Annotated in this window: 15 protein-coding genes; 11 read left to right on the plus strand and 4 right to left on the minus strand. The window is 72.4% G+C overall.

What is annotated here, in order from left to right:
• Window positions 1–53: 53 nt before the first annotated feature.
• Window positions 54–1,523, minus strand: coding sequence for a helix-turn-helix domain-containing protein (locus tag PV682_RS10715; protein ID WP_319726597.1), 1,470 nt, complete (start codon window positions 1,521–1,523; stop codon window positions 54–56).
• Between the two features lie 85 nt (window positions 1,524–1,608).
• Between PV682_RS10715 and PV682_RS10720 the strand changes: the two genes are divergently transcribed.
• From PV682_RS10720 to PV682_RS10755, 8 genes are all read left to right on the plus strand, one after another.
• A complete protein-coding gene (locus PV682_RS10720; protein ID WP_319726600.1) occupies window positions 1,609–2,229 on the plus strand; it encodes an L-threonylcarbamoyladenylate synthase in 621 nt (206 codons plus the stop codon).
• Window positions 2,230–2,293: 64 nt separating this feature from the next.
• The gene (locus PV682_RS10725) at window positions 2,294–3,061 is read left to right on the plus strand and encodes a dienelactone hydrolase family protein (protein WP_319726602.1); all 768 of its coding nucleotides are present in this window, start codon (window positions 2,294–2,296) and stop codon (window positions 3,059–3,061) included.
• A 221-nt stretch (window positions 3,062–3,282) separates the two neighbouring features.
• Window positions 3,283–4,122, plus strand: coding sequence for an MHYT domain-containing protein (locus PV682_RS10730; protein WP_319726604.1), 840 nt, complete (start codon window positions 3,283–3,285; stop codon window positions 4,120–4,122).
• Window positions 4,089–4,553 carry a M15 family metallopeptidase gene (locus tag PV682_RS10735; protein ID WP_407705641.1) on the plus strand — a complete coding sequence of 155 codons (465 nt, stop codon included), beginning with the start codon at window positions 4,089–4,091 and terminating at the stop codon, window positions 4,551–4,553. Before PV682_RS10730 ends, PV682_RS10735 begins: the two co-directional genes overlap by 34 nt.
• 58 nt (window positions 4,554–4,611) lie before the next feature.
• Window positions 4,612–5,406: a DUF1684 domain-containing protein gene (locus PV682_RS10740; RefSeq protein WP_319726605.1), complete on the plus strand. Its 795-nt coding sequence runs from the start codon at window positions 4,612–4,614 to the stop codon at window positions 5,404–5,406.
• Between the two features lie 96 nt (window positions 5,407–5,502).
• Window positions 5,503–6,999 carry a metallophosphoesterase family protein gene (locus PV682_RS10745; RefSeq protein WP_319726607.1) on the plus strand — a complete coding sequence of 499 codons (1,497 nt, stop codon included), beginning with the start codon at window positions 5,503–5,505 and terminating at the stop codon, window positions 6,997–6,999.
• Between the two features lie 52 nt (window positions 7,000–7,051).
• A complete protein-coding gene (locus tag PV682_RS10750; protein WP_319726610.1) occupies window positions 7,052–8,077 on the plus strand; it encodes an LLM class flavin-dependent oxidoreductase in 1,026 nt (341 codons plus the stop codon).
• A gap of 48 nt (window positions 8,078–8,125) precedes the next feature.
• Complete coding sequence (locus tag PV682_RS10755) at window positions 8,126–8,545, plus strand: cupin domain-containing protein (RefSeq protein WP_319726612.1); 420 nt, start codon at window positions 8,126–8,128, stop codon at window positions 8,543–8,545.
• 15 nt (window positions 8,546–8,560) lie between these two features.
• Here the strand turns inward: PV682_RS10755 and PV682_RS10760 are convergent, their stop codons facing one another.
• From PV682_RS10760 to PV682_RS10770, 3 genes are read right to left on the minus strand one after another with little or no spacing between them, the layout of a single operon-like run.
• Entirely contained in the window at window positions 8,561–10,870 is a 2,310-nt protein-coding gene (locus tag PV682_RS10760) for an ATP-binding SpoIIE family protein phosphatase (RefSeq protein ID WP_319726614.1), read from the minus strand.
• A 32-nt stretch (window positions 10,871–10,902) separates the two neighbouring features.
• Entirely contained in the window at window positions 10,903–11,367 is a 465-nt protein-coding gene (locus PV682_RS10765; RefSeq protein ID WP_055720293.1) for a peroxiredoxin, read from the minus strand.
• A gap of 54 nt (window positions 11,368–11,421) precedes the next feature.
• Window positions 11,422–11,922: a MarR family winged helix-turn-helix transcriptional regulator gene (locus PV682_RS10770; RefSeq protein WP_319726617.1), complete on the minus strand. Its 501-nt coding sequence runs from the start codon at window positions 11,920–11,922 to the stop codon at window positions 11,422–11,424.
• Between the two features lie 119 nt (window positions 11,923–12,041).
• On the opposite strand from PV682_RS10770, the gene PV682_RS10775 reads away from it, so the two are divergent.
• The 3 genes from PV682_RS10775 (at window position 12,042) to hemC (ending at window position 15,164) form a co-directional block, all read left to right on the plus strand.
• On the plus strand, window positions 12,042–13,193 hold the full coding sequence (locus PV682_RS10775; protein WP_319726619.1) for a sensor histidine kinase: 1,152 nt from the start codon (window positions 12,042–12,044) through the stop codon (window positions 13,191–13,193).
• A gap of 142 nt (window positions 13,194–13,335) precedes the next feature.
• Window positions 13,336–14,112, plus strand: coding sequence for an NPP1 family protein (locus tag PV682_RS10780; protein WP_055719943.1), 777 nt, complete (start codon window positions 13,336–13,338; stop codon window positions 14,110–14,112).
• 116 nt (window positions 14,113–14,228) lie between these two features.
• On the plus strand, window positions 14,229–15,164 hold the full coding sequence (gene hemC, locus PV682_RS10785) for a hydroxymethylbilane synthase (RefSeq protein WP_319726622.1): 936 nt from the start codon (window positions 14,229–14,231) through the stop codon (window positions 15,162–15,164).
• Window position 15,165 lies beyond the last annotated feature (1 nt).

Raw genomic sequence — 15,165 nt, forward strand, 5'->3', positions numbered from 1 at the left:
GAACGTACACACCCGGGTCCGGGGTGTGAATCGCACGGATGCCCGGCCGGGGCTCACCTGTGCACAGGGCCGCCCGGTTCGTCCGGGTTCGCCGGGCCGGGGACGTCTCCGGTGACGAGGTGGGCGAGCACGACTTCGTACAGGTCGCCGCCGGGGGCGAGGAGCTGGCGCTCCAGGACGGGTTCGGCGCTGCGGACGTGGTCGCGGACGGTCTGCGGGTGGATGCCGAGGGCGTCGGCGGCGCGTTCGGCGTTGCCCTGGGCGGCGATCCAGGCGCGCAGGGTGCCGCGCAGGTCGCGGGGGTCGGCGTCGAGGCGGGCGAGGAGGGTGTGCGCCCAGGTGCGCAGCGCGGGGGCGGTGAGGAGGTCGTCGAGGGTCGCCGGGGGCGCGGGGTGCACGGGTGCGTCGCGGTGGGCGAGGGCGAGGTGCAGGGCGGCGCGGGAGGGCAGGTCGGAGAGGTCGGTGCCGATGAGGGACTCGACGCGTTCCATGCGGGCGCGCACGGTGTTGCGGCTGACGCCGAGGATGCGGGCGGCGCGTACGGCGGTGAACTCCAGGCCGAGGCGGGTGGTGGCGACGAGTTCGGCGCGCACGTGGTGCGGGAGGCGGTCGAGGGGGCTCAGCAGGTCCAGGGCCCACGCGTTGAGGTCCTGGGGGTCCATCAGGCGGCGCGGGTGGGTGCGTTCGGTGTAGATCGCGGTGCGGTCGGGGTGGAAGCGGGCGACCGCGAGGGCGCTGGCGGCCTGGCCGTACGCGACGGCGGTGCGGGCGAGGTCGTGCGGGACGCTGCCGCCGAGGTAGGTGCCGGGGCGGCGGGCGGGCAGGGCGCGCAGGCTCGCGTCGGCGCTCTCGTCGGGGACGACGACGATGACCTGCGGGTCCATCGCCGGGCAGCGGACGACGAGGGCCGCGTCGCGGGTGGCGGCGAGGATGTCCTCGGCGAGCTGGTCGCGGTCCTCGACGGTGGACTCGGCGATGTACACGCGGGCGGTCTCGACGTCCAGCAGCCCCGGCCACAGGCCCGCGGCGACCCGGCGCGCGGCGACGGTGTCCTCGACCATCAGCAGCTGGAGGATCGCGAGCCGCAGATCGGCCGCCGCCCGCCGCAGCCGCCGTTCGGTGGCGTCGGCCTCGCGGGTGCGCAGGACGGCTTCGAGGACGGCGGCGGTGTGGGCGACGACGTCGGAGGCGCGCGGGTCGAAGGGGGCCCGGCGGGCGACGGCGAGGAGCCAGGGGCGGGCGGGTCCGGGCCGGACGACCCTGACGAGGCGCAGGTACCGTCCGTCGCCCTCCCAGGAGGCGGCGGCGATGCGTCCGCCGAGGACGTCGGCGGCGGGCGTGCCGTCCAGCGGCAGGGGGGTTCCGGCGGCGGGGGTGCCGGTGTCGTCGCGCAGCGAGACCTCGGCGTCCAGGGTGCGCGACAGCCAGTGCACGAGCCCTTCGACGCCGTGCCCCGCGGTGGGCCTGAGCAGGGCGAGGAGCTCCTCGGCCCACCGGATGCCGCCCTCGTCCCCGGCCGCCATGCGCACGCCCTCCTTCTCGCCGACCTGGGACGTTACACGGGTCCGCGCGTCGGCGCCGGGGGCGAGGGCGGCATAGGGTCACCCCATGGCGAAGTACTACGACGTGCACCCCGACAACCCCCAGCCGCGCACCATCGCGCAGATCGCGGACGCCGTGCGGGGCGGCGCCCTGATCGCGTACCCCACGGACTCCTGCTACGCGCTGGGCTGCAAGCTCGGCAGCAAGGAGGGCACCGACCGGATCCGGGCGATCCGCAAGCTGGACGACCGGCACCACTTCACGCTGGTGTGCCAGGACTTCGCGCAGCTCGGCCAGTTCGTGCAGATCGACAACAACGTGTTCCGGGCCATCAAGGCGTCCACGCCCGGGAGTTACACCTTCATCCTGCCGGCGACCCGCGAGGTGCCCCGGATGCTCCAGCACCCCAAGAAGAAGACGGTGGGGGTGCGCATCCCGGACCACACGGTCACCCAGGCGCTGCTGGCGGAGCTGGGCGAGCCGCTGCTGTCCAGCACGCTGCTGCTGCCGGGCGAGGACGAGCCGATGACACAGGGCTGGCAGATCAAGGACGAGCTGGACCACGTCCTGGACGGGGTGCTGGACTCCGGGGAGTGCGGGACCGAGCCGACGACGGTGGTGGACTTCTCGGAGGGCGAGGCGCAGATCGTGCGGTACGGGGCGGGAGACGCATCGCGGTTCGAGTAAAGGGCGGTTCATGAGGCGAGGGGCGCCGTCCGGGCCGTTGGTTGAAACATGCAACGCTGTCGGCATGACCTCTGTACACGAAACACACGGAACGTCAGTCGACATCACCACCGAGGACGGCGTCGCCGACGCCTACTTCGTCCACCCGGCCGAGGGCGGCCCGCACCCGGCCGTGCTGTTCTACCAGGACGCGTTCGGGCTGCGTCCGCACCTGAAGGGCATGGCGGACCGGCTCGCGGGCGAGGGGTACGCCGTGCTGGTCCCGAACGTGTTCTACCGGCACGGCCGTACGCCGGTCTTCGACCTCCCCGAGTTCATCGACCCGCAGGCCCGCCCGGAGATCTTCGAGAAGATCTGGCCGGTCATGCAGTCCCTCACCCCCGCGCTGGCCATGAAGGACGCGGACGCCTACCTGGCCTGGCTGGCCGGAAACCCGGCGGTCGTCGACCGTCCCGTGGGCCTGACTGGTTACTGCATGGGCGCCCGGCTCGCGCTGCTGACCGCGGGCACCCACCCGGACCGGGTCGCGGCGGCGGGCGGCTTCCACGGCGGCGGCCTGGTCACCGACGGCCCCGACAGCCCGCACCTGCTCGCCGGGAACATCACGGCCGAGGTGTACTTCGGCCACGCCGACCAGGACGCCTCGATGCCCCCGGAGGCGGTGCGGGCCCTGGAGGACGCGCTCACCGAGGCCGGCGTCCGCCACCGCACCGAGGTCTACGAGGGCGCCTTCCACGGCTACACGCAGGCCGACATGGCCTCGTACGACCAGGCGGGCGACGAGCGGCACTGGGCCGCGCTGCTCGACCTGCTGGGCCGTACGTTCGCCTGAGGCCCCGCGAAGAATTGCCTTGAAGTCTCAATAATCGGCACTCGTTGCCGTATGAATATGCCAACCGGAATAAGGAAGACCGAAATAGCCTGACTGCGACCAGTAATGCGGCTCAGCATTCGAGAGATAACCCACTACTGGTCGGTTCAACTTGCCTTGGCCATCCCCCTGGACGTAAACCTTCGAACACGCACAGCCTTTGCTCTGGGGGGAGTTGGCCTATGGAAGGCACTGTCGACGGGTTCCGCTACGGGGCGGTGACGCCGATCGCGGCTTATGTGATGGCGTGTCTCGGGGCCGCTCTGGGACTGCGGTGCATTGTCCGCTCACTGCTCAACACGCAGTCCTGGAAACCGGGGTGGCTCGCACTCGGTGCGGCGTCCATCGGATGCGGGATCTGGACCATGCACTTCATCGCGATGATCGGGTTCCGGGTCGTGGAGACCCGCGTCGGCTACCACGTCGGGCTCACCGTCCTGAGCCTCGCCGTCGCCGTCGTGGTCGTCGGCATCGGCGTGTTCATCGTCGGCTACCGGGGGGCGAGCCCGCGCACACTGCTGTCCGCGGGCGTGGTGACCGGCCTCGGGGTGGCCGCGATGCACTACCTCGGCATGGCGGCCATGCACCTCAACGGCCGTATCGACTACGACCCGTTGATCGTCGCCCTGTCCGTCCTGATCGCCATCGGCGCGGCCACCGCCGCGCTGTGGGCGGCCGTCTCCATCCGGGGCTTCCTGCCCAGCCTCGGCGCGAGCCTCGTGATGGGGGTCGCCGTCTCCGGCATGCACTACACCGGGATGGCCGCGGTCAGCGTCCACGTGCACGGGACCACCGCGTCATGGGCCGGCGACTCCCCGACCTCGCTCCTCCTGCCGATGCTGATCGGCCCGGTGATCTTCCTGTTCCTCGCGGGGATCGTCGTCATGTTCGACCCCCTGCTGGTCCTCGGCGACGGCGAGTGGAACCGCCCCGTACACCAGCACAAGTCCACCCCCACCGCCCCCGACGCCTTCAACCGCCCCGCGGCATGGCAGAAGGAGCGAACACGCAGCGGCGGCTGAGGGACCCGCACAGGACTGCGCCGCTCCAGCGCGAGTACTTCGAGAGGTACGCCGCGCACCTGCGCGCCGCGCATCCCGACTGGTCCTCCGCCCGCGTCCACACCGCCGCGAGCCGCTATGTCTCGCCGCCCGACATCGCCCCGCACAGCGCGGGAGCCGCCGTGGATCTCACCCTCGTCGCACCCGACGGTGAGGAACTCGACATGGGCACCCGCATGAACGCGAGCCCCGAGGAAAGCGACGGCGCCTGCTACACGCACGCCCCGGGGATCACCCCCGCCGCCCGCGAGAACCGGCGTGTCCTGGGCGAGGCCCTGAGCCGGGCCGGGCTCGTGAACTACCCCACCGAGTGGTGGCACTGGTCCTACGGCGACCGGTACTGGGCGCTGGCCACGGGGGCACGCGCCGCCCTGTACGGCCCCCGGGAATGACCCGCCGGGCGGGGCGGTTGGCACGGGCGACGGTACGAGCACAGCGGGGAGCGCGCAGATGAGCAGTGGTTTCGTCGCGGAGTGGGAGAAGTGGCACCGGACGAGGGAGGAGGTCCTCACGTCCCCGCACGGCTTCCTGGCGATCACCAGCCTGCGCTGGCTCTCCCCCGAACCGGAGCGGTTCGAGGACGCGCCGGGTGTGTGGTCCAGTGGCGACGAGGGCGTGGTCGTGGAGCTGGCCGAGGGCGAGGAGCTGACCCTGGACGGCGAGACCATCACGGGCCGGCACTCCTTCGGGGTCATCGCCGAGCGGGCGAGCGTGTACGTCGGCGCCGGGGACGCCGTATTGGAGATCGGCAAGCGCGGCGGGAGCGACATCCTGCGTCCCCGCCACCCCGGCAACGCCCTGCGCACGAACCACCGCGAGACCCCGGCGTACGCCCCCGACGAGACCTGGGCCGTACAGGGCCGCTTCCTGCCGTACGACGCGCCCCGAGAGGTGACCGTGGGCGCGGCCGTGGAGGGCCTGGAGCACGTGTACGACTCCCCCGGCCAGGTCGAGTTCGAGCTGAAGGGTGCCGTCCACCGTCTGACCGCGTTCAACGGCACGACCCCGGGCAGCCTGATGGTCCTGTTCACGGACGAGACGTCCGGCGTCACGACGTACGCGGCGAACCGCGCCCTCCAGGTCCCCGCACCGGACGCGCAGGGCCGCGTCACGGTCGACTTCAACCGCGCGGGGAACATGCCGTGCGCGTACACGGACCAGGCGACCTGCCCCCTGCCGCCGAGGGAGAACAGGCTCCCGGTGGCGGTGGAGGCGGGCGAGAGGATCCCGCACGAGAGGTCCTGACCCGGCGGGCATCCCTCCGGCCGGGCCGCCGTTGAACCCGGTCGGAGCCGCGCCCCCAACTCTCCGTCACGTTCTTGCCATTGCTACGGTTCCCGCGTGTCCGAATCCTCACGCGATACCGCCGCCGGCGCCGGTTGGGGCGAGGCCGCCCCGGGTGCCTACCGTCAGCTCATGCCGGAGCGGACCGAGAAGATCTCCTGGCTGAACCCGCGCACCCTGTGGGCGGCGCGCAACGGGGTGGTGGCGTCCTGGCTGGGAGACCCCACGGGCCGGACGAGAAGCCGCTGGGTCGCGCAGCAGGCGGCCCCCGCCGACAAGGTGATCCGCCGCGACGACCCGGACCGCTTCTCGTTCATGGTCATCGGCGACACGGGCGAGGGCGACGACCCGCAGTACGCGGTCGTCCCGGGCTTCCTCAAGGCCGGCGAGGGCACGAGGTTCGCGGTCGTCGCGAGCGACGTCATCTACCCCGTCGGCAGCGCCGACGACTACGGCACCAAGTTCTTCCGCCCGTACGCGAGTTACCCCGCCCCGATCTACGCGGTCCCCGGCAACCACGACTGGTACGAGGGCCTCGGCGCGTTCATGCGGGTGTTCTGCGGGGACGCGCCCCCGCTGCCCGCCGAGCCGAAGCCCCGCGCGCTGACGAAGGCGTGGCTGAGGTCGCTGCTGTGGCACGAGGCGCGCCCAGGAGACGGCGAACAGCTCGACGAGGTACGCGAGTTGCGTTCCGCTCCCGGTCAACAGGCCGTCCAGCCGGGCCCGTACTGGGCGATCGACGCCGGACCGGTCCGGATCGTCGGGATAGACACGGGACTCCTCGGCACCCTCGACGCAGAACAGGGCGCGTGGCTGCGGGACGTGTCCCAGGGTCCACGCCCGAAGATCCTCGTCACCGGGTCGCCCCTGTATGTCGACGGCCGGTCCGAACCCTGCGCGATCGAGGGCGGCGGGACGGTCGACGAGATCGTGCGGGCGCCGGAGCACGGGTACGTCGCGGCGATCGGCGGCGACATCCACAACTACCAGCGCTATCCGGTGCGTTGCCCGGACGGGCGGACGCTCCAGTACGTCGTCTCCGGGGGCGGCGGCGCGTTCACGCACGCCACGCACACGATCCCGCGCGTCGATGTCGCGGGGGTCGGGGAGGACGAGTTCCGGGCCTACCCGCTGCGCGGCGACTCGCTCGCGTTCTACGCGGGGCTGTACGGGCGGCGGCTGCGCCTGAAGCGGTTCTTCCGGCTCACCGAGGACGAGGCGACGGCGGTGATCGCCGAGCGGCTGGGCATCACCCCGGCCCGCGCGCCCGGCGCCGAGGTGCGGATCACGCCGCGCATCCGGCTGGTCGCCGCGCTGCTCGGCGTCGCGGGGAAGCCCCGGCGTATCCGGCTCCCCGTGCGGAAGATCTACACGCAGCTCTTCTCGCCGAGCTCCGCGACGTACAGCCCGCCGTTCTTCAAGAGCTTCCTGCGCCTCGACGTCACACCGGAGTCCGTGCGCATCCGGTGTTTCGCGGCGACCGGGAACCTCGCGCAGGAGGTCGAGCCGCCGGTCGAGGACGAGGTGATCATCCCGCTGCGCCGGAATGCGTGAGGTGCGGCGCGGGTTGGCACGGTCGTACGTCCCGTGACCGTTGGAGAGCCTCATGCCGTCCACCCCGCGCCCGCTGCGCAAGCTCGGTTTCCTCACCATCGGCCTGTTCGACGGGGACGACCCCCGCGCGGGCCACGAGTCGACGCTGGAGATCATCGAACTCGGCGAGCGGCTCGGCTTCGACAGCGCGTGGCTGCGCCACCGCCACCTCCAGTACGGCATCTCCTCCCCCGTCGCGGTCCTCGCCGCCGCGACCCAGCGCACGAGCCGTATCCACCTCGGTACGGCCGTGACGCCGCTCGGCTGGGAGAACCCGCTGCGGCTCGCCGAGGACTGGGCGACGGTCGACCTCCTGTCCGGCGGGCGGCTCAACCCGGGGGTGAGCGTGGGCCCGCCGATGCAGTACGAGCACGTCAAGGACGCCCTGTACCCGGACACGGCCGACGCCGAGGACTTCTCGTACGAGCGGGTCCGGCGGCTCCTGGACTTCGTGCGCGGCAAGTCCGCGAGCGACTTCAGCGGTGTCCAGGGTTTTGAAGTCTTCTCCGCCCGGGTCCAGCCGCACTCCCCCGGGCTCGGCAAGCGCATGTGGTACGGCGGCGGCAGCCTCAGCTCCGCCCGCTGGGCCGGTGAGCACGGCATGAACTTCCTGACCAGCAGCGTCGTCAAGGCGGAGGAGTCGGAGGACTTCGCCGAGGTCCAGCTCTCCCACATCCGCGCCTTCCGCGCCGCCCACCCCGACGGCGACGCGGCCCGCGTCTCGCAGGGCCTGGTGGTGATCCCCACCGACTCGGCGACCCCGGCGCAGCGCGCGAAGTACGAGGAGTACGCGGCGAAGCGCCTCCCCCGCACGGCGTCCCCGCAGGGCCCGGCCCGCATGATGTTCGCGCCCGACCTGGTCGGCACCTCGTCCGAGCTCGCCGAACGCCTCCACGCGCACGCCGCTTACCGCGAGATCGACGAGGTCGCCTTCGCGCTGCCCTTCACCTTCGACCACGAGGACTACGTACAGATCCTCACGGACATGGCGACGCGCCTGGGCCCGGCGCTGGGCTGGAGGCCGGGCGCGGAGGACTGACCCCCGTGCGGTAGCGTCCCGCCCGACGACGTCTCAGGAGGCTCTCCCATGCGTACGCGTACCGTTCTCGCCGCCGCTTTCGCGGCTCTCGTTCTCTCCACCTCGGCCGCCCAGGCGACGCCTCCGGGCCCGGGGGTGACGGCGAAGCTCCTCGCGCAGAAGACGGTCGGCGACAAGGACTACGTCCTGCGCGAGCTGACGATCCCGCCGGGCCAGGCGACGGGCTGGCACTTCCACGACGGCATGGTCTACGGCTTCGTCGAGGAGGGCACGCTGAGCCACTTCGACGCGACGTGCGACTCGGACGGCGTCTACCGGAAGGGCCAGGTCATCCAGGAGGGCCCGAACTATGTGCACATCGGCCGCAACCTGGGCGACGAGCCGCTGGTCCTGAAGGCGCTGTACGTCCTCCCGCACGGCGCCCCGTACTCGGAGGACGCCCCGAACCCGGGCTGCGACTTCCAGTGACCGCCTGATGGCGGGTCACAGCGCCTGTTCGGCCCAGATCGTCTTCCCCCGGCTGTTCTGCCGGCTCCCCCACCGCTGGGTGAGCTGAGCGACCAGCAGCAGCCCCCGCCCGCCCTCGTCGAAGGCGTGCGCCCGCCGCAGATGGGGTGAGGTCGAACTCGCGTCGGACACCTCGCAGATCAGCGTCCGGTCCCGGATGAGCCGCAGCTGGATGGGCGGCTCTCCGTACCGGATCGCGTTGGTGACGAGTTCGCTGACGACGAGTTCCGTGACGAAGGACGCCTCGTCGAGCCCCCAGGCGGTGAGCTGCTCCATCGCCGCCTGCCGGGTCGCGGCGACGTGCGCGGGATCGGGTACGACGTCCCAGGTCGCGACCCGGTCCGCGCCGAGCGCCCGCGTGCGCGCGAGGAGCAGGGCGACGTCGTCGCCGGGTTCCTCGGGGAGGACGGCCTTGAGGACGGTGTCGCACAGGGCGTCCAGCGTCGGGGCGGGCTCGGTGAGCGCGCTGCACAGCTCGGCGCCGGCCCGGTCGATGTCCCGGTCGCGGCCCTCGATGAGGCCGTCGGTGTAGAGGGCGACGATCGCGCCCTCGGGGAGGTCGACCTCGGTCGCCTCGAAGGGGTGCCCGCCGACGCCGAGGGGCGGCCCGGGGCTCGTCTCGACGAGGCGGACCGTCCCGTCGGGCAGCACGAGCGCGGGCGGCGGGTGTCCGGCTGCGGCGAGGGCGAGGCGGCGCGCGACGGGGTCGTACACGGCGTACAGGCAGGTCGCGCCGAGTTCGGCGGCGTCGGCTGCGCCGTCGTCGTAGGTGGCGAGGTGGGTGACGAGGTCGTCGAGGTGGGTGAGGAGTTCGTCCGGCGGGAGGTCGACGTCGGCGAGGGTGCGCACGGCGGTGCAGAGCCGTCCCATGGTCGCCGAGGAGGGGATGCCGTGGCCGACGACGTCGCCGACGACCAGCGCGACCCGGCTGCCGGACAGGGGGATGACGTCGAACCAGTCGCCGCCGATCCCGGCCGTCGACCCGGACGGCAGGTAGCGGTGGGCGACCTCGACGGCGGCCTGTCCGGGCAGGCCGCGCGGCAGGAGGCTGTGCTGGAGGGCGAGCGCGGTGGCGCGTTCGCGGGCGAAGCGGCGGGCGTTGTCGACGCAGACGGCGGCGCGGCTGGCGAGTTCCTCGGCGAACACGGCGTCGTCGGCCCCGAAGTCGTCGGGGTGCCCGATCCGGATCGCGACGGCCACCCCGAGGGTCGTGCCGCGCGCCCGCAGCGGCACGGCCATCATCGAGTGCACGCCCTGCCGGTGCGGCCGTCCCCCGGGTGAGCGGGTGTTGCGCTCGGCGACCCACCGTACGAACTCCGGCTCCCCGGCCTGGCTGAGCACGGCCCGCCCCTCGCGCAGCGCCTTCGCGGGCGGGCTGTACGGCGGGTAGGCGTCGGTCTCACCGAGGTGGACGGCGGCCTCGGGGGTGCCGTCGGCGGCGGAGCCGTGCGCGACGCGCCGCAGGACGACCTGGTCCTCGGGGATGCGCGGGGGTTCGTCGGAGCCGAGGACCCAGTCGAAGAGGTCGACGCTCGCGAAGTCGGCGTACTGGGGGACGAGGAGGGAGACGACCTCCTCGGCGGTGCGCACGACGTCGAGGGTGGTGCCGATGGAGGCGGCGGCCTCGTTGAGGAGGGCGAGGCGGCGGCGGGCCCAGTACTGCTCGCTGCTGTCGAACGCGGCGAGCGCGACGGCCCGCAGCTCGCCCCCGGTGTCGCGCACGGGCCACATCTCGATGTTCCAGGCGTGTTCCCGGTTCCCCGAGGGTTCGCCGGTGTAGCTCTCGTAGTGCACGGGCCGCCCGGTCTCCGCGACCTCGCGCAGGTGGAAGGCGAAGCCCTGGCTGTGCTCGGCGTCCTCGACGGTCTCCGGGAACGGCCGTCCCAGGAGTACGTCCTCCTCGACGCCCATCACCTGGCAGGCGACCGAGTTCAGCCGCAGGTACCGCTGCCGCGTGTCGAACACGGACATCGACATGGACGCCTGCTGGAAGGCCAGCTCCCCGAGCGAGGGCGGCGGCGGGGGGACGACGGTGACGACGAACCCGGCGGGCTCGCCGCCGGGGCCGAGGACCGGGCAGGCCGTGAGGGTGACGGAGACGGGGTGGCCGTCCTTGTGCCGCAGGACGACGGGCCCGCCGCCCGGCGGCGCGTCACCGAGCAGCTCGGCCGCGAACCGGCCCACCGCCTCCCCCGCCGTACGCCCGGTCAGCTCGCGGGCACCCTCGCTCCAGCCCGTCACGACGCCCCGGGCATCGATGACCGCCGCAGCGACGAGATGCTCCATACGTCCCAGAATGGGGGCAATGCGGCAGGGGCTCAACCCCGGGCGCGCAGGACCTCCAGCGCCCGGTCCGCGTGCTGGTTCATCCGCAGCTCGCTGCGCACGACCTCCAGGATCCTGCGGTCCTGCCCGATGACGAACGTGACCCGCTTGGTGGCCATGAGCGCGAACCCGCGCTTCACACCGAACTTCTCCCGGACGGTGCCGTCCTCGTCGGACAGCAGCGGCATGCCCAGCGTGTGCTTGCCGACGAACTCGTTCTGCTTGTCGACGGTGTCGCCGCTGATCCCGACCGGGCGCGCGCCGACCGCCTTGAACTCGGCGGCGAGGTCGCGGAAGTGGCAGGCCTCGGCGGTGCAGCCGGGCGTCAGGGCGCCGGGGTAGAAGAAGAGGACGACCGGGCCGTCGGCGAGCAGCTCGGTGAGGCTACGGACGGTTCCGGTCTCGTCCGGCAGGGAGAAATCGTCGACGACGTCGCCGGTCTCGGGGGCGCGGCTCATGGCCAGTCCCTCCTTCAAGTGGGGTTGCGCGCGATGCTACTTGACCACTTCCGGTCAGGCCGTGGCGGGTTCGGTGTCCTCCTCGACCGAGTACGCGAGGAAGTCGTCGACCATCCGGTGGAAGAGCCCGGCGAGCTGTTCCAGCTCCTGCGGCGTCCACTCCGCCAGCGCGAGCTGCATCCCGCGCTGGCTCGCCGCCCGGATCCGGCCGACGGCCCCCTCCCCGGCCTCCGTGAGCTGGATGCGCTGCGCGCGGCCGTCCCGCGGGTCCGGTACGCGGGTGACGTACCCGGACTTCTGGAGCTGCTGGACGGTCCGCGTGACGTGCGACGCCTCGACGCCGAGCCGCTGGGCCAGTTCGCCGGGGCGCAGCGGGTCGGAGTCGGCGACCTGGCGCAGCAGGGCGACGGCCGCGCGGTCGAGGGGGACGCCCGCGACGGCCATCAGCCGGTCGTGCTGGCGGGCGCGGGTGCTCAGGTAGGTGATGCGGGTGAGCGCCCGCTCGATCTCGATGACCTCGGGGGTGGCGGAGGCGGGGAGCGGTTCGGTCGGCATGCGCCTCACTTTACCCTGTTGTTGCGTAACTCAAGTAACTTACGCCGTCCTTCGCCTTGCTGGACTCAAGCAACACCCATATGCTTGCCTAACTCAAGCAATATCAACCCGGGACTCCCATGCTCGCGACCCTCCGCCAGGCCGCCCGCGCCTCGGCCCACCTCGCCCTCGCCGCGGTCGTGGCGTTCCTGTCGTACCTGTTCATCACGGTCCTGCTGATCACGGCCGTCTGCGTCGTCGCGGTGATCGGCGTCTGGATGCTCCCGGAGACGGTGCTGATCATCCGCCGGATCGCGGGCGCCAAGCGGGCGCTGACGGCGAAGTGGACGGGCCGGCCGATCCCGGAGGCGTACCGCCCGGTCACGGGCCCGCTCGCGGACCGCGTCAGGACCGCCGTACGGGACCCTGGCACCGGCAAGGACCTGCTGTGGATGGCCGCGCAGTACGCGTACGGCTGGGCGGCCCTGCTGATGGTCCCGCTGTGGCCGGTCGGCCTGGTCGTGGACGGCGTCCGGTGCGGCGTCCTGCGCCGACGCGCCCTGGTCCTGCCGCTCATCACGAAGCTGGCCGACCTGGAGGCGAGCTGGTCGGCGGCCCTGCTGCGCCCTTCGCCGGAAGCGCTCCTGGAGGCGCGGGTGACGGAGCTGACGACGACACGGGCCGACGCGGTCGCCGCGCACGGCGCCGAACTGCGCCGTATCGAACGGGACCTGCACGACGGGGCCCAGGCCCGCCTGGTCGCCCTGTCGATGCGGATCGGGCTGGCGCAGCGGGCGTACGAGGCGGACCCGGAGAAGGCGCGCGCGCTGCTGGACGACGCGCTGGGCCAGGCGGAGGAGGCCCTCGCCGAGCTGCGGCACGTCGTCCGGGGCATCCACCCGCCGATCCTCACGGACCGGGGTCTGGTGGGCGCCGTACGCGCGCTCGCGGGGAGCAGCGGGCTGACGGTCGACGTGCGCGCCGAGGGTCTGGACGACGCCGTACGGCCGCCCGCCGCGGTGGAGGCGGCGGCGTACTTCGTGGTCGCCGAGTCCCTGACGAACGTCGCGAAGCACAGCGGCGCCGGCCACGCACGGGTGGGGCTGGCGCGGACGAGGCGGGGGCTGGTGGTCGAGATCCGCGACGCGGGCAAGGGCGGCGCGGACGATCACGCGGGGTCGGGGCTGACCGGGATGCGCAGGAGGGTCGCGGCGCTGGACGGGACGGTCACGATCGCCAGTCCGGCCGGGGGTCCGACGGTGGTGACCGCGGAGCTGCCGTGCGTGTGGTGACAACCGTCTCCCAACAGCCAAGTCTTCGCCGATACTTCACTTCTGATATGTGCATGACCTCTTGGCGGGGGTGGGAAAAGCGGGGAAGCTGAGCTGCCCCCCGCGCTCCCCCTCTCCCCCTCTCCCCCACCCGGAGGACGCCTTGTCGTCACCCAAGTCCCCGTCGGGCCGCCGCAGATGGCTCACCGTGTCGGCACTCGCCGGCGCGCTCGTGCTCGCCGTCCCGACGGCCGCGTACGCCGCTCCGCCGAAGGCGCTGCCGCAGAACGCGGACGCCGCCGAGCTGACGTACCTGCCGGCGTTCGACTACGACACCGACGGCTGCTACTCGACCCCCGCGATCGGCCCCGACGGGACGGTCAACGGCGGTCTGAACCCGACGGGTTCGCTCAGCGGCGACTGCCACGACGCGTCGGACCTGGACAACACGAACAGCTACTCGCGCGCCAAGTGCAACAACGGCTGGTGCGCGTACATGTACGGCCTGTACTTCGAGAAGGACCAGGCCCTCGCCAACAGCAGCATCGGCGGGCACCGGCACGACTGGGAACACGTCGTGGTCTGGGTGCAGAACGGCACGGTCCAGTACGTCGCGACGTCCAACCACGGCTCGTTCACGGTCAGTCCGGCGTCCTCGGTGCGGTTCGACGGGACGCACGCGAAGGTCGTCTACCACAAGGACGGCATCAGCACGCACTGCTTCCGGCTGGCGGGCACGAACGACGAGCCGCCGGAGAACGACAAGCACACCTGGCAGTACCCGCCGCTGGTCGGCTGGAACGGGTACCCGGCGGGGCTGCGGGACAAGCTGAGCGCGTACGACTTCGGGTCCGCCAACTTCGGGCTCAAGGACGCGAACTTCGCCGCCCACCTGACGAAGGCGAAGCCCTCGGGCATCCCGTTCGACCCCAACGCGTGAGCTGACGGAGAGTCCCTCGAATCCGGGTCCAACCGGGTTCGGGGGACGGTCGAGGCCCGGCCGGACGGGGGCCCGCGGTGTCCGTGGGGCGGCCGGGAGGGTCTATCGTGTCTCACATGTCGGTACCCGAACTGATCCGTATCGTCTCCCGCGACTCGCCCATGGCCCTGGCCCAAGTGGAGCGGGTGCGCGCCGAGTTGGGCGCCCTGTATCCCGGGACGCGCACCGAGGTCGTGCCGGTGAAGACGACCGGTGACAAGTGGCTGGGCGACCTGGCGCAGGTCGAGGGCAAGGGCGCGTTCACCAAAGAGGTCGACGCCGCGCTGCTCGCCGGGGAGGCGGATCTCGCCGTCCACTGCGTGAAGGACGTCCCGGCGGACCGGCCGCTGCCCGCCGGAACCGTGTTCGCCGCGTTCCTCAAGCGCGACGACATCCGCGACGCGCTGATCCACCCCGGTGGCCTGACCCTGGACGAGCTGCCCGACGGCACCCGCATCGGCACCTCCTCGGTCCGCCGCATCGCCCAACTCGCGGCAACCCACCCGCACTTGGAGTGCGTGCCGTTCCGGGGCAACGCGAACCGGCGCCTGGAGAAGCTCGCCGCGGGCGAGGCCGACGCGCTGCTCCTCGCGGTCTCGGGCCTGGAGCGCATCGACCGTACCGACGTCATCACCGAGATCCTCTCCCCCGAGGCGATGATGCCGCCCATCGGCGCGGGCATCCTCGCCCTCCAATGCCGCGAGGGCGACACGGCCCTGATCGACACGGTCAGCGCCCTCGGCGACCCCTCGACCCACCGCGAGGCCACGGCGGAACGCATGTTCCTCCACGTCCTCCAGGGCCACTGCAACAGCCCCATCGCCGGCTACGCCCAGGTCGACCGCACCGGCGAACTCTCCCTGCGCGCCTGCGTCTTCACCCCGGACGGCAAGACCCGCCTCAACGCCCACGAATGGGCCGGCCCCCTGGACCCGGCGACCCTCGGCACCTCCGTGGCGGTGGCCCTCCTCCGCCAGGGCGCCCGAGACCTGATCGACGGCATCCCCCACTGAG

The organism is Streptomyces niveiscabiei, from assembly GCF_033794345.1.
Classification (GTDB): Bacteria; Actinomycetota; Actinomycetes; order Streptomycetales; family Streptomycetaceae; genus Streptomyces; species Streptomyces niveiscabiei.

Excerpts from the sequence above, each read along its gene's own strand:
- PV682_RS10715 (WP_319726597.1), bottom strand. The coding sequence starts at position 1,523 with ATGGCGGCCGGGGACGAGGGCGGCATCCGGTGGGCCGAGGAGCTCCTC.
- PV682_RS10720 (WP_319726600.1), top strand. The coding sequence starts at position 1,609 with ATGGCGAAGTACTACGACGTGCACCCCGACAACCCCCAGCCGCGCACC.
- PV682_RS10725 (WP_319726602.1), top strand. The coding sequence starts at position 2,294 with ATGACCTCTGTACACGAAACACACGGAACGTCAGTCGACATCACCACC.
- PV682_RS10730 (WP_319726604.1), top strand. The coding sequence starts at position 3,283 with ATGGAAGGCACTGTCGACGGGTTCCGCTACGGGGCGGTGACGCCGATC.
- PV682_RS10735 (WP_407705641.1), top strand. The coding sequence starts at position 4,089 with ATGGCAGAAGGAGCGAACACGCAGCGGCGGCTGAGGGACCCGCACAGG.
- PV682_RS10740 (WP_319726605.1), top strand. The coding sequence starts at position 4,612 with ATGAGCAGTGGTTTCGTCGCGGAGTGGGAGAAGTGGCACCGGACGAGG.
- PV682_RS10750 (WP_319726610.1), top strand. The coding sequence starts at position 7,052 with ATGCCGTCCACCCCGCGCCCGCTGCGCAAGCTCGGTTTCCTCACCATC.
- PV682_RS10755 (WP_319726612.1), top strand. The coding sequence starts at position 8,126 with ATGCGTACGCGTACCGTTCTCGCCGCCGCTTTCGCGGCTCTCGTTCTC.
- PV682_RS10760 (WP_319726614.1), bottom strand. The coding sequence starts at position 10,870 with ATGGAGCATCTCGTCGCTGCGGCGGTCATCGATGCCCGGGGCGTCGTG.
- PV682_RS10765 (WP_055720293.1), bottom strand. The coding sequence starts at position 11,367 with ATGAGCCGCGCCCCCGAGACCGGCGACGTCGTCGACGATTTCTCCCTG.
- PV682_RS10770 (WP_319726617.1), bottom strand. The coding sequence starts at position 11,922 with ATGCCGACCGAACCGCTCCCCGCCTCCGCCACCCCCGAGGTCATCGAG.
- PV682_RS10775 (WP_319726619.1), top strand. The coding sequence starts at position 12,042 with ATGCTCGCGACCCTCCGCCAGGCCGCCCGCGCCTCGGCCCACCTCGCC.
- hemC (WP_319726622.1), top strand. The coding sequence starts at position 14,229 with ATGTCGGTACCCGAACTGATCCGTATCGTCTCCCGCGACTCGCCCATG.